Here is a 12,650-nt window from a genome sequence, read left to right on the forward strand (position 1 = left end):
GGAGCCGGTCTACTTCCCCCAGCGCAGCACCAGCGGATCCAGCCGGCGCGCCGCGTCCAGCAGGCCTTCGCGCACCGCCGGATGCATCGGCGCCAGCGGCGCGCGCGGCGCGTCGCAGCGGATCACCCCGCCCGCCAGCATCAGCGCCTTGGCCGCCAGCAGCCCGCATTGCCGGTTCTCGTAGTTGATCAGCGGCAGCCAGCGGGCATAGCCGGCGACCGCCTCCTCCCGCCGCCCGGCCAGGTGGTCCATGATGATCGGCCGGAGGCCGTCCATGAAGGCACCGCCGGTCATGCTGCCGGTCGCGCCCGCATCCAGGTCGGCCAGCAGGGTGATCGCCTCCTCGCCATCCCAGGGCCCCTCGACCGCCTCGCCGCCCAGCGCGATCAGCTCGCGCAGCTTGCTGGCGGCGCCGGCCGTCTCGATCTTGAAATAGCGCACCTGCGCGATCTCGCGCGCCATCCGCGCCAGGAAGGCGGCGGACAGTGGCGTTCCCGCCACTGGCGCATCCTGGATCATGATCGGAATGCCGATCGCCTCCGACACGCCCTGGAAGAAGTCGAAGATCGCCGGCTCCGCCACGCGGAAGGTGGCGCCGTGATAGGGCGGCATCACCATGACCATGCTGGCACCCAGCGCCTCGGCCTCGCGGCTGCGCTCGGCGCAGATCCGCGTGCTGAAATGCGTCGTGGTGACGATCACCGGGACGCGGCCCTTCACATGCGCCAGGATCTCCCGCGTCAGCAGCGCCCGCTCCTCGTCGGACAGCACGAACTGCTCGGAGAAATTCGCCAGGATGCAGAGACCGTCGGAGCCGGCATCGATCATGAAGTCGACACAGCGCTTCTGGCCGTCCAGGTCCAGCGCGCCGCGCTCGTCAAAGATCGTGGGCACGACCGGGAAAATGCCGCGATAGGCCATTAAAAATCCTCCCAACGAACAGGAAGGCTGGGGGAAGGAATTCCCCCAGACCCCCATCTTTTTTCTGTCAGTGATTGTCGCGGGGGACGGGGGAGCCGCTCTTGCCGACCAGGAAGTCGAAATCGGCGCCCTCGTCGGCCTGCAGCACATGCTCGACATACATGCGGGTATAGCCGCGATCCATCGGCGGCGCGGGCGGCACCCAGGCAGCGCGGCGCGCGGCGAGTTCCGCCTCGTCGACATGCAGGTGCAGCGAGCCCGCCTTGACGTCCAGCGTGATCAGGTCGCCGCTGCGCACCAGCGCCAGCGGGCCGCCGGCCGCGGCCTCGGGCGCCACATGCAGCACCACCGTGCCATAGGCCGTGCCCGACATCCGCGCGTCGGAAATGCGCACCATGTCGCGCACCCCCTCCTTCAGCAGCTTCTGCGGCAGCGGCATGTTGCCGACCTCGGCCATGCCGGGATAGCCGCGCGGGCCGCAATTCTGCAGCACCATGATGCAGTCGGCATCGATGTCGAGATCCGGATCGTCCTTGCGGTGGTGCAGGTCCTCGATGCTCTCGAAGACCACGGCGCGGCCGGTATGCTTCAGCAGATGCGGCGAGGCCGCCGAGGGCTTGATCACCGCGCCATTGGGCGCCAGGTTGCCGCGCAGGATGGCGATGCCGGCATCCGGCTTGAACGGCTCGGCGATGCTGGTGATCACCTCGCGGTTCCAGCACTCCGCCTCGCGCACATTCTCCCACATCGTCCGGCCATTGACCGTCAGCGCATCCTTGTGCAGCAGCCCGGCCTCGGCCAGATCGCGCAGCACCACGGGAAGGCCGCCCGCATAGTAGAAATCCTCCATCAGATACTGGCCGGAGGGCATCAGGTTGACCTGGCAATGCACGCCGCGGCCCAGCCGGTCGAAATCCTCCAGGGTCAGCTCGACGCCGATGCGCCGGGCGATGGCGATCAGATGCACCACGGCATTGGTCGAGCCGCCGATCGCCGCCAGCGTGCGGATGGCGTTCTCGAAAGCCTCGCGCGTCAGGATCTTCGTCGGTGTCAGGTCCTCATGCACCATCTGCACGATGCGGCGGCCGGAGAGCCGCGCCAGCTCGTTGCGGCGCGCGTCGACGGCGGGGATGGCGGCATTGGTCGGCAGGCCGATGCCCAGCGCCTCGACCATCGAGGCCATCGAGGAGGCCGTGCCCATGGTCATGCAGGAGCCATGGCTGCGGTTCATCCCCGCCTCGGCCTCATGGAATTCCTTCAGCGTGATCTCGCCGGCGCGCAGCTGCTCGCTCATCGAGATGATGTTGGTGCCCGAGCCGATGATCTGCCCGCGATACACCCCGCGCAGCTGCGGCCCGCCGGAGACGCCGATCGCCGGCAGGTCGGCGCTGGCAGCCCCCATCAGCAGGGCCGGGGTGGTCTTGTCGCAGCCCATCAGCAGCACCACGCCATCCAGCGGATGCGCGCGGATGCCTTCCTCCACGTCCATCGCGGCGAGGTTGCGGTACAGCATCGCCGTCGGCCGCATCGTCACCTCGCCGAGCGAGGAGACCGGGAATTCCAGCGGGAAGCCGCCCGCCTCCAGCACGCCATAGCGGACATGCTCGGCGATGGTGCGGAAATGGCTGTTGCAGGGGTTCAGCTCGGACCAGGTGTTGCAGATGCCGATCACCGGCCTTCCGTCGAACTGGTCCTGCGGGATGCCGCGGTTCTTCAGGAAGGAGCGGTAGTAGAACCCCATCTTGTCCTGCCGCCCGAACCATTCCTGGCTGCGCAGCGTCTTTTTCTGTTGTTCTTCAGCCATCGCGTTTCCCATCCCGCTGGAGCGCCGCGCCGCCGGGGAGCAGCGTGGGGCCGCAAGCTAGCCACGGCCCGGCATATCGATCCAATCAGGATTTACCCCTTCGACATGACGATTCCGGTATCTCGGACGCCGAACAGCATCGGCTCCAGCACCGCCTGCAGCCGCGCAGCGGCGGGCGACAGCGGCCGGTCGCGCATCCGGATCAGGCCGTAGGGCGAGACCGCGAAGAACTCGGCCTCGCGCAGCGGCGGCAGGCGGCGGAAGCGCCCCTGCGCGCCGAGCATCGCGGCGACCGGCGCGCTGACCACCGAGACCGCGTCGCCGCGTCCCAGCGCCGCCAGGTTCAGCAGGATGGACGCCGTGTTGATCACCCGCCCCGGCATCGGCAGCCCGTGCCGCGCGAACAGCATTTCCACCGCCTGGCGCAGCAGGCTGCCCGCCGGCTCCAGCAGCCAGGTGAAGCCCAGCAGGTCCGCCAGCCCGATCCGCTCCCGCCCCAGCAGCGGGTGCGCATCCTGCACCAGGAAGCACAGCTCCTCCTCGCCCACCTCGCGGTAGTCGAGCTCCCCGGCCTGGACGCCGGCCGGGATGCGGGCCAGCGCCAGGTCCAGCCGGCCGCGCCGCAGCCCCTCGATCAGCCGGGCGCTGGGCTCCACCTCCACCGTCACCTGCAGCCCGGGCGTGTCGCGCTGCATCGCCTCCACCGCCCGCATCACTGCATCCACCGCCGGCGCCGTCACCGCGCCGATGGCGACCGCGCCGCCGCTGCCCGAGCGCAGCCCGTTCAGCTCGGCCGCCGCCTGCTGCAGCTCGACCAGCACCAGCCGGGCGCGGCGCAGCAGCACCTCGCCCAGCGCATTGGGTTCCACCCCGCGCGGCCGGCGCTCGAAGACGGCGCCGCCCACCATCTGCTCCACCTCGGCCAGCAGCCGCGAGGCGGCGCTGGGTCAGGCCCAGGCTTTGCGCCGCGCGGTTCAGGTTGCGCAGCTCGTCGAGCGCCACCAGCAGCTGCAGGTGGCGCAGCTTCAGCCGGGCACGGGCGAACCAGTCGGGGGCGAGGGGGCGGAGGGGCGTGGGCTTGGCCATGCCTGATGGCATATCAGATCCGGTATCATGGCGGCGGAAAAATGCGCTGGACGGTCATGCCACGGCGCATCTAACCATTCTGCAACCAGACGGCCCGCCGCCCAGGGCCCGCATCCGGGATGACGATGTCCGCCGGGGGTGCCCCTCCGCCCCGTGGCCGCGCGCGCCCGCCTGCGTCCGGGCGTCATGCCTTCGGCCTGTCCAAGAATGACCGAGGAAATCATGACCAAGACCCCCGTTCCCGCGGCCTCGCGCCGCGCGCTGCTGACCGGTGGCCTGGCGCTGGGCGCCGGCGCCCTGGCCGCTCCGCGCCTGGCCTCCGCCCAGGCCGCCTGGCCGAGCCGCCCGGTCACCCTGGTGGTCGGCTTCCCGCCCGGCGGCCAGACCGACTTCGCCGCCCGCGTCATCCAGCAGGGTATGTCGACCGCGCTCGGCCAGCCGGTGGTGATCGACAACCGTGGCGGCGCCGGCGGCAATCTGGGCACCGAGGCGGTGCTGCGCGCGCGGCCCGACGGCTATACCCTGCTCGCCGCCAATTCCAGCTCGATGGCGATCAACCCGCATACCTTCCCGGGCATGACCATCAACCCGCTGGAGCTGGTCTCGGTGGGCCTGGCGCTGCAGAGCTCGCTGGTGCTCTGCCTGCATCCCTCCGTGCCGGCGAAGAATGTCGATGAGCTCGCCTCCTGGATCCGCAGCCAGCCGAAGGGCGTCGATTACGGCACCGCCGCCGCCGGCAGCATGTCGCATTGCGCGATGGAGCTGTTCCGCAGCCGCATCGGCAACCCGGCGATGGAGAGCATCCCCTATCGCGGCAGCGGCCCGGCCATGCAGGACTTCATCGCCGGCCGCTTCCCGATGCTGTTCGACGCCGCCTCGGTGGTGGCGCCCTTCCTGAAGTCCGGCCAGGTTAAGGGCCTGCTGGTCACCGGCGACAAGCGCGCCCCCGCCTTCCCGGAGATCCCGACGGCGGCCGAGCAGGGGGTGAAGGACTTCTCGATCACCAGCTGGATCGGCCTCTCCGCCCCGCGCGGCACGCCGGCCGAGGTGGTGCAGAAGGTCAATGCCGCGCTGAACGTCGCGCTGGCCGATGCCACGGTGCGCGAGCGTATCACCGGTCAGGGCGACGAGCCGGGCGGCGGCACGGCCGCCGAGTTCGACGAGCGGGTGCGCCGCGACCATGCCCGCTGGGGCGAGGTCGCCCGCGCCGCCAATATCCGCGCCGACGGCTGATCCTCCTCCGCAGGCCGCCGGCGGGGTGGCCTCAGAGCAGCGGCTCGATGGCCCCGCGCAACGCCTCCGGCCGGGTGGTCGGCGCAAAACGCGCCACCACCCGGCCGTCCCGGGCGATCAGGAACTTGGAAAAATTCCACTTGATCGCCCGGGTGCCCAGCAGCCCGGGCTGCGCTGCTTTCAGCGCCTGGAACAGCGGATGCGCGCCGGGACCGTTCACCTCGACCTTGGCGAAGACCGGGAAGCTGACCGCGAAGCGGCTGGTGCAGAAGGCGGCGATCTCGGCATCGCTGCCGGGCTCCTGGCCGCGGAACTGGTTGCAGGGGAAGGCGAGGACGCTGAAGCCGCGCGGCCCGAAATCCCGCTGCAGCGCCTGCAGCCCCTCGTATTGCGGGGTGAAGCCGCATTGGCTGGCGGTGTTCACCACCAGCAGCACCTGGCCGCGCCAGGCCTCCAGCGTGGTCGGCCGGCCGTCGCCCAGCACCAGCGGCAGCGTGAAGAGCTCGGTCATGCGGATCCCCGGAGGCGGTGGCGGGCGAAAAACATCGTGAACTGCCTCTGCCAGCCGGCCGCCGGGGCGGCAAGGGGCGTTGGAGGCCCTTATCTTCCAGGCTAGAGCGTGGTGGCTTGGCGAAATCGTCGGGAAGCCTGGATCACGCGATCGACAGGGCTGGAGCGGAGAGGACGGATGCGCGGACTGCCGGGTCGAGGCTTGATGGCTCACGCTGGCCTGCTGGGGGCGGCGGGTTGGCTGGCAGCGGGGCTGCTGATCGCCCTCCCGGCCGCCGCCCAGGGGCAGCCGGAGCGCAACGGGGTGCAGGAATATGCCAGCGCCAATGGTTGGACGGCCTTCCGCGGCGTCGCCAATGATGGCAACCGCGTCTGCGGCGTCAGCATCCGCGGCGGCGGGCGGTATTTCGCCATCAAGCATTTTGCCGGCACCAGGCACCTGACGCTGCATCTGGGCAAGGTCGGCTGGGCGATCCCGCGCGGCACCGCCGTGCCGGTGCGCCTGATGATCGACCGCGCCGCCCCCTGGCGCGCCAATGCCCGGGCGATCGACGACAGCCTGATCAGCATCACCATCGGCAATGACAGCGATGCCGAGCTGGCCGATGTGAAAGAGTTCCTCAATATCTTCCGCAGCGGCGCCCGGATGCAGATCCAGTTCCTGCAGGGCAATGAGGGCGCCTGGACCACAGCGCTGACCGGCTCCAGCGAGATCAGCAGCCACCTGGTCAGCTGCATGGCCAGCTATTCCGGCCGCGAGGCCATGGCCACCCCGCGCGAGGGCCGCCCCTCGGCGCCGACCCAGCCCTTCGGCGGCGGGCCCGACAACAACACCGGCGGCACCGGCAAGGGCGGCGGCCCGTCCTATGACGGCCCCTCGCAGCGCGATAGCGGTGGTTCGTCGCAGCGCGACGGCGGCAATCCCTATCAGCAGGGTGCGCGCCCGCCCGCCGGCAAGGTCGGGGCGCTGGAGGACCGGGTGGAGGATGCCCGTCCCGCCCCCGGCAGCCCGAATGGCGGCAGCGGCCGGCCCCTGCGCCGCACCTGAGCGCGGCCCGGCCGGGCCGGGCGGCTGAGACGGACGGCGCGCCGGCGCTGCCCCGGCCGCGCCCCAGCTGCGCCCCGGGCGCGGGATGTGGCGCGCGCCGCCCTGGCCTATCCTGGCGGGGCCCCAGCCCGCCCGCCCCAGGATGCCCATGACCGCCTCCCTGCCCACCTCCCTGCTGCGCAGCCGCGAATTTCTGTCCTTCATGCTCTCCAGCAACCTGGAGCGCTTCGCGGCCTCGGCGATCGCGGTGCTGCTGGGGCTGCAGGTTTACGAGGTGCGCTCCAACCCGCTGGATCTCGGCCTGCTCGGGCTGATCGAGGCGGTCCCCGGCGTCACCCTGGTGCTCTATGGCGGGCATATCGCCGATCTGCGCAGCCGGCGGCGGATCATGCTGGTGACCGCGGCCTGCCTCGGCCTGCTGACGCTCGGCCTGTCGCTGCTCTCGGCCGGCCATGCCGCGCTGCCGCTGCTCTATGGCATCGCGCTGCTCTTCGGCATCGCCAAGGCCTTCCAGGTGCCCGCCGCCTCGGGGCTGGAGGCGCAGGTGGTGCCGCCCAACCAGATCCTACGCGGGGTGTCGCTGCTGGCCACCACCGGGCGCTGCGCCGATATCCTGGGGCCGGTGGCGGCGGGCTTCGCCTGGGCGGCGATGGGGCCGGGCTTCACCTATGCGGCGCTGACCGTGGTCTTCACCGCCTCCTTCGCGCTGCTGGCGCTGGGCGTCTCGGAACACCCGCCGCGCCACAAGGTCGCGCCTGGCGAGAGCGTGCTGCGCCGCATCGGCGAGGGCGTCGGCTTCGTCTTCCGCAACCAGCTGCTGGTCGGCTCGATGGCACTCGACCTCTTCGCCGTCTTCTTCGGCGGCGCGGTGGCGCTGCTGCCGGCGATCGCCACCGACGTGCTGGGGGTGGGCGCCGTGGGGCTGGGCTTCCTGCGCGCCTCGATGAGCGCCGGCGCCCTGCTGGCCGCGCTGTTCGGCGCGCGCTTCCTGCCGATGCACCGGGCCGGCCAGGTGCTGCACGCGGTGATCGCCGGCTTCGGCGTCTCGATCATCATCTTCGGCCTCTCCACCTCGCTCTGGCTGTCGCTGGCCGCCTTCTTCACCGCCGGGCTCTGCGACGGGATGAGCGTGGTGATCCGCCGCGCCATCATGCGCCTCGCCGCGCCGGAGGCGATGCGCGGCCGCATCGCCGCGGTGCGCTCGGTCTTCATCGGCTCCTCCAACGAGCTGGGCGCGCTGGAGAGCGGCATCGCCGCCAGCCTGCTCGGCGTCACCGCCGCCATCTGGTCGGGCGGGCTGGTGACGCTCGGCATCGTCGCGGTCACCGCGCTGACCATGAAGCAGCTCTGGTCGCTCGACCTGCTGGCGATGGAGGCCGAGGCCGCGCGCCCGCCGCCGGGCTGATGCCGCCCGGCCCCGCCGCCCTTGTGCCATCCGGCGGGATGGGCGAGAGACAGGGTTCCGGCGCGCCGATCGCGCGCCGCAACAAACCGGGGGAGACCACCGCATGAGTCGTGACGCCGCCATCGCCGCCGCGCGCAGCCTGCTCGACGACGGGTCGCTGCTGGAGGTGCTGCGGCGCCGCGTCGCCTTCCCGACCGCCAGCCAGGACCCGGCCAGCGGCCCGCATCTCTGGGCCTATCTGCAGCAGGAGATCCTTCCTGACCTGGAGCGCATGGGCTTCGCCTGCACGGTGCACGAGAATCCCTCGGGCAAGGGCGGCCCCTTCCTGATCGGCCGCCGCATCGAGGATCCCTCGCTGCCGACGCTGCTGACCTATGGCCATGGCGACACCGTGCTGGGCATGGAGGGCGAGTGGCTCGAGGGCCTCTCGCCCTGGGTGCTGACGCAGCGGGGCGAGCGGCTCTACGGCCGCGGCATCGTCGACAACAAGGGCCAGTTCACCGCCAATCTCGCCGCGCTCGACGTGGTGCGGCAGATCCGCGGCCGGCTCGGCTACAATGTCGTGGTGCTGCTGGAGACCAGCGAGGAGGTGGGCTCCCCCGGCATCGAGGCCTTCTGCGCGGCGCATCGCGAGGCGCTGAAGGCCGATGTGCTGATCGCCTCCGACGGGCCGCGCCTGGTGCCGGACGTGCCGACGCTCAGCCTCGGCACGCGCGGCGCCATCAGCTTCGACCTGCGCGTGCGCTACCGCGAGGGCGGCCACCATTCCGGCAATTGGGGCGGGCTGCTGGCCAATCCGGGCGTGCGGCTGGCGCATGCGCTGGCCAGCATCATCGACCGCAACGGCAAGGTGCTGGTGCGCGCACTGGTGCCGGAGGCGATCCCCGACAGCATCCGCCGGGCGCTGCGCAGCTGCCGCGTCGATGGCGGGCCGACCGGGCCGGAGATCAACGGCTGGTGGGGCGAGCCGGGCCTCTCCGCCGCCGAGAAGGTCTTCTCATGGAACACCTTCGAGGTACTGGCCTTCAGCACCGGCAATCCGCTGGCGCCGGTCAATGCGGTGCCGCCCGAGGCCTTCGCCCGCTGCCAGATCCGCTACACCGTCGACCGGCCGGTGGAGAGCTTCATCCCCGCCCTCCGCGCGCATCTGGCGGCCGAGGGCTTCGACGATGTCGAGGTGGTGCCGATTGTCGAGGGCGCCGACTGGGCGGCGACGCGGATGGACCCCGAGGGGCCCTGGCCGCGGCTGGTCGCCGCCTCGATCGAGCGCAGCACCGGCAAGGCGCCGATGATCATCCCGAATGCCGGCGGCTCGCTGCCGAATGACAGCTTCGCCATCACCCTCGGCCTGCCCACCGTCTATATCCCGCATTCCTACAGCGGCTGCTCGCAGCACGCGCCGAACGAGCATGCGCTGCTGCCGCTGATGCGCGAGGGGCTGGAGATCGCCGCCGGCCTGTTCTGGGACCTCGGCGAGCAGCCCTGGCCGGGCTGAGCGCCGCGCGCCCGCCCGGCGCTCAGCCGGCCTCGCGGCGGATGCGGTAGAGCCCGACATCGATCGCCCCGGCGCGGAAGCCGCCCTCGCAATAGGCGAGGTAGTAGCGCCAGAGCCGCTGGAAGCGCGCATCCAGCCCGAGCCGGTCGATCGCCGGGGCGGCCGCCACGAAGCGCCGCTGCCATTCGGCCAGCGTCCGGGCATAGCTGTCGCCGAACCGCTCCTCATGCTCCAGGGTGAGGCCGGCGGCGGCCATCTGGCTGTGCAGCAGCCCGACCGTCGGCAGCATGCCGCCGGGGAAGATGTGGCGCTGGATGAAGTCGGCGCCGCGCCGATAGGCGGCGTAGCGCGCCTCGGCGATGGTGATGACCTGCAGCACGGCGATGCCGCCGGGCGCCAGCCGGTCGTGCAGCATGCGGAAATAGGCCGGCCAATAGGCCTCGCCCACCGCCTCGAACATCTCGATCGAGACGATGCGGTCGAAACGGCCCGCCGTGTCGCGGTAGTCCTGCAGCCGCAGCTCGGCGCGCCCGGCCAGCCCGGCCGCGGCGAGCCGCGCCTGCGCATGAGCGAGCTGCGACGGCGACAGGGTGATGCCGGTCAGCCGCGCCTTGCTGCCGCGCAGCAGGTGCTCGGCCAGCCCGCCCCAGCCGATGCCGATCTCCAGGATGGTGCCGGCCGCCTCGGGCTCGAGCAGCGCGCGCACCCGCTCCTGCTTGGCCAGCTGCGCCGCCTCCAGCTGGGTGTCGGCGGTGGCGTGCAGGCCTGAGGAATAGGACATCCCCGGATCCAGCCAGGCGGCGAAGAAGTCGTTGCCCAGGTCGTAATGGGCGATGATGTTGCGCCGGCTGCCGGCCCGGCTGTTGTCGCGCAGCCGGTGCCGCAGCCGGTGCCAGAGCCGCGCCGCCAGCCCGCCGCGCACCGCCCGGTCCAGCGTCGCGCCGTTCACCGCCGCCAGCTCGATCAGGCTGGCGAGGTCGGGGCTCGACCAGTCGCCCTCGCCATAGGCCTCGGCGAAGGCGACATCGCCGCCGAGATACAGCCGCGACAGCGCGCGCCAGCGGTGCAGCACCAGCACCGCCGCCGGCCCCGGCGCCGCGCCGCGATGCTGCCAGCGGCCGCCCTGCGGCGTCACCACCAGCAGCGTGCCGCGCGGCAGCAGCGCGCCGAGCCGGCCGAGCAGCGCGGCCTGCAGCCGCGGCAGGCGGGTGGTGTCGGGCAGCGGGGCGGAAGGGTGCAGCAGCTCGCTCATGCGCAGGCTCTCAGCGGATGACGGGATCCTGGCTGTCGCGGCGCCAGGCGCCGAGCAGCAGGCGGGCGGCGCGGCGCAGGCGCTGCGCCGGATGCGCCTCGTGCGGCTCGACCACCTCGCGCAGCGCGCGGGCATAGTCGAGCACCGAGCCGGGCGTCCAGGTGATCGAGGAGGCGTGCTTGCGCAGCACCGCGGCGGACCAGATGTCCGGGTTGCACAGCAGCCGCAGGATGCGCAGCCAGGGCCGCGGCGAGGCGAGCCGGCCCTCCAGCGCCGCCTCCAGCGCGGCGGCGACGCAGATCGCGCAGTTGCGGTTGGCGGTGTTGTAGGTGTCGTCCTGCCGGTAGCCGGCCCAGTAGGCGCGCAGCCGCCGCTCGTCATAGTGGTGGAACACCAGCTGCTGGTCGGGCGGGCACCATTCGGCGATCTCGGCGGCGAGCGAGGGCAGGAAGCGCCCGGGCTGGTCGTTCTCGGCGGTGGCCCGCATGGTCTGGGCGAACTGGTCCGGCGCATAGGCGAGCTCGTTGGCCGGATAGTGGCTGATATAGAGCGGCCCGGCCTCCAGCGCGCAGTGGCCGGTCGAGACCTTGCCGCTGCTGTCCATCGCCGCGACATAGCGGTTGATCACCGGCAGGCTGGGCTTCACCCCGGCGGAGACGGCGGGCGTCCAGACATGGATGGTCAGCGGATGCGCCGGCGCCGCGGCCGGGCCGCTGCCGCCATCCGGCAGCACCGGCGCATTGTCCTGCCAGCCGCGGCCGCCGAACACCGAGAGCAGCAGGATGGCGGCTTCCGGCTCCAGCCGGCGCAGCTCCCAGCTCAGCTGCAGCAGCACGGCGCCGGAGATCAGCAGCAGCACGCCGAGCGAGACGGGCACCGCCTGTTCGCCGGGAATCGGCCAGCCGGCGAGCAGAGCGAGGCCGAGCAGCACCTCCAGCGCGCCGCCCAGCACGACGCGGCGCCAGGCGGCGAAGCGCATCAGCTGGCCGCCGAAGATGCGCAGGCCGCCGTCAACGATGAAGGCGAGGCCGGCCAGCGGCCCGGCCGGCAGCGGCGCGCCGGCCAGCCGCGCCAGGATCAGCGCGCCGATCGCGGCCAGCGCCAGGCCGCGCGCCAGGTTCAGCCAGCTGCCGCCCTGCGCCGCCGCCGGCCGCGCCGACAGCGTCACCAGCAGGCCGTGCAGCAGGGCCAGCAGCCCGAACAGCGCCGTGGTGGCGCTGACCACCGCCGGGGCGGCGCCGGTCAGCAGCAGCAGCGCCAGCGCCAGCAGCAGCAGCGCCAGCAGGGTCAGCATGTACCAGCGCCGCCGCAGCGCCTCCGAGCCCACCAGCAGGAATACCAACTGTCCCATGCACGCCCCCTCGCACCGGCCATGCTAACGGTGCCGCCGGAAGGCGACCAGGGGGGCAGGGCGCGTCGATGGAGGGGTGGCGCGGCTCAGCGCGGCTCGGCGCGCTTGCGCAGCGGACGGCGCCAGGCCTGGCCGCCCGGCGTGAAGCCGAGGGCGGCGCAGAAGGCGGCGGCGGCCTCGGCGCCCTCCGGCAGGGCGATGTCGAGCTGGTCGCAGCCATGCTGCCGCGCCGCCTGCGCCGCCGCCTTCAGCAGCAGCCGCCCGATGCCGTTGCGGCGCTCGTCGGGCGCGACCACCAGAGCGGTGATGCAGGCGCCGGGCCGGTCGGCGGTGAGCTCGGCGCCCCAGCGCAGGGCGACGACGCCGATGACGCTGCCATTCCAGCCAGTGGCCACGGTGGCGGCGGCCGCGGGGTCGCGCAGCAGCGCCTCGATGCGGGGGGCCGTGGTGTCGAGCAGGGCGGCGAGGTCCTGGGCGTCGCCGGCCTGGATGCCGCGCAGGTCGACGCCGTATCGTGTTCCGGCCATGCGGCGAGTCTGCCACAG

Annotated in this window: 11 protein-coding genes; 4 read left to right on the forward strand and 7 right to left on the reverse strand. The window is 72.3% G+C overall.

Annotated elements, in window-relative coordinates; genetic code table 11:
• Positions 1–9 precede the first annotated feature (9 nt).
• The 3 genes from WFI16_RS08485 to WFI16_RS08495 all read right to left on the reverse strand — a co-directional run bounded on the left by WFI16_RS08485 (position 10) and on the right by WFI16_RS08495 (position 3,633).
• Positions 10–921 carry a dihydrodipicolinate synthase family protein gene (locus WFI16_RS08485; protein WP_419897385.1) on the reverse strand — a complete coding sequence of 304 codons (912 nt, stop codon included), beginning with the start codon at positions 919–921 and terminating at the stop codon, positions 10–12.
• Between the two features lie 67 nt (positions 922–988).
• Positions 989–2,725 (reverse strand): IlvD/Edd family dehydratase, encoded by a 1,737-nt coding sequence (locus WFI16_RS08490; protein ID WP_419897386.1) that lies wholly within the window; start codon positions 2,723–2,725, stop codon positions 989–991.
• A gap of 92 nt (positions 2,726–2,817) precedes the next feature.
• Positions 2,818–3,633 carry a LysR substrate-binding domain-containing protein gene (locus WFI16_RS08495; RefSeq protein WP_419897778.1) on the reverse strand — a complete coding sequence of 272 codons (816 nt, stop codon included), beginning with the start codon at positions 3,631–3,633 and terminating at the stop codon, positions 2,818–2,820.
• A 400-nt stretch (positions 3,634–4,033) separates the two neighbouring features.
• Between WFI16_RS08495 and WFI16_RS08500 the strand changes: the two genes are divergently transcribed.
• Positions 4,034–5,044 carry a Bug family tripartite tricarboxylate transporter substrate binding protein gene (locus WFI16_RS08500; protein WP_419897387.1) on the forward strand — a complete coding sequence of 337 codons (1,011 nt, stop codon included), beginning with the start codon at positions 4,034–4,036 and terminating at the stop codon, positions 5,042–5,044.
• Between the two features lie 31 nt (positions 5,045–5,075).
• On the opposite strand, the gene WFI16_RS08505 is transcribed toward WFI16_RS08500, so the two are convergent.
• Positions 5,076–5,555 (reverse strand): glutathione peroxidase, encoded by a 480-nt coding sequence (locus WFI16_RS08505; RefSeq protein ID WP_419897388.1) that lies wholly within the window; start codon positions 5,553–5,555, stop codon positions 5,076–5,078.
• A 204-nt stretch (positions 5,556–5,759) separates the two neighbouring features.
• On the opposite strand from WFI16_RS08505, the gene WFI16_RS08510 reads away from it, so the two are divergent.
• From WFI16_RS08510 to WFI16_RS08520, 3 genes are all read left to right on the forward strand, one after another.
• Positions 5,760–6,602 (forward strand): hypothetical protein, encoded by an 843-nt coding sequence (locus WFI16_RS08510; RefSeq protein ID WP_419897389.1) that lies wholly within the window; start codon positions 5,760–5,762, stop codon positions 6,600–6,602.
• 148 nt (positions 6,603–6,750) lie between these two features.
• Complete coding sequence (locus WFI16_RS08515) at positions 6,751–8,007, forward strand: MFS transporter (protein WP_419897390.1); 1,257 nt, start codon at positions 6,751–6,753, stop codon at positions 8,005–8,007.
• A 103-nt stretch (positions 8,008–8,110) separates the two neighbouring features.
• Positions 8,111–9,502: a M20 family metallopeptidase gene (locus WFI16_RS08520; protein WP_419897391.1), complete on the forward strand. Its 1,392-nt coding sequence runs from the start codon at positions 8,111–8,113 to the stop codon at positions 9,500–9,502.
• A gap of 22 nt (positions 9,503–9,524) precedes the next feature.
• Here WFI16_RS08520 and WFI16_RS08525 read toward each other — a convergent pair whose 3' ends face one another.
• The 3 genes from WFI16_RS08525 to WFI16_RS08535 form a co-directional block, all read right to left on the reverse strand.
• Positions 9,525–10,754 carry a cyclopropane-fatty-acyl-phospholipid synthase family protein gene (locus tag WFI16_RS08525; RefSeq protein WP_419897392.1) on the reverse strand — a complete coding sequence of 410 codons (1,230 nt, stop codon included), beginning with the start codon at positions 10,752–10,754 and terminating at the stop codon, positions 9,525–9,527.
• Positions 10,755–10,764: 10 nt separating this feature from the next.
• The gene (locus WFI16_RS08530; RefSeq protein ID WP_419897393.1) at positions 10,765–12,105 is read right to left on the reverse strand and encodes a protease; all 1,341 of its coding nucleotides are present in this window, start codon (positions 12,103–12,105) and stop codon (positions 10,765–10,767) included.
• An 86-nt stretch (positions 12,106–12,191) separates the two neighbouring features.
• Positions 12,192–12,632, reverse strand: a complete 441-nt coding sequence (locus tag WFI16_RS08535; protein WP_419897394.1) for a GNAT family N-acetyltransferase — start codon at positions 12,630–12,632, stop codon at positions 12,192–12,194.
• Between the last annotated feature and the right edge of the window lie 18 nt (positions 12,633–12,650).

This window comes from Roseomonas sp. USHLN139 (assembly GCF_037145735.1).
GTDB lineage: Bacteria > Pseudomonadota > Alphaproteobacteria > Acetobacterales > Acetobacteraceae > Pseudoroseomonas.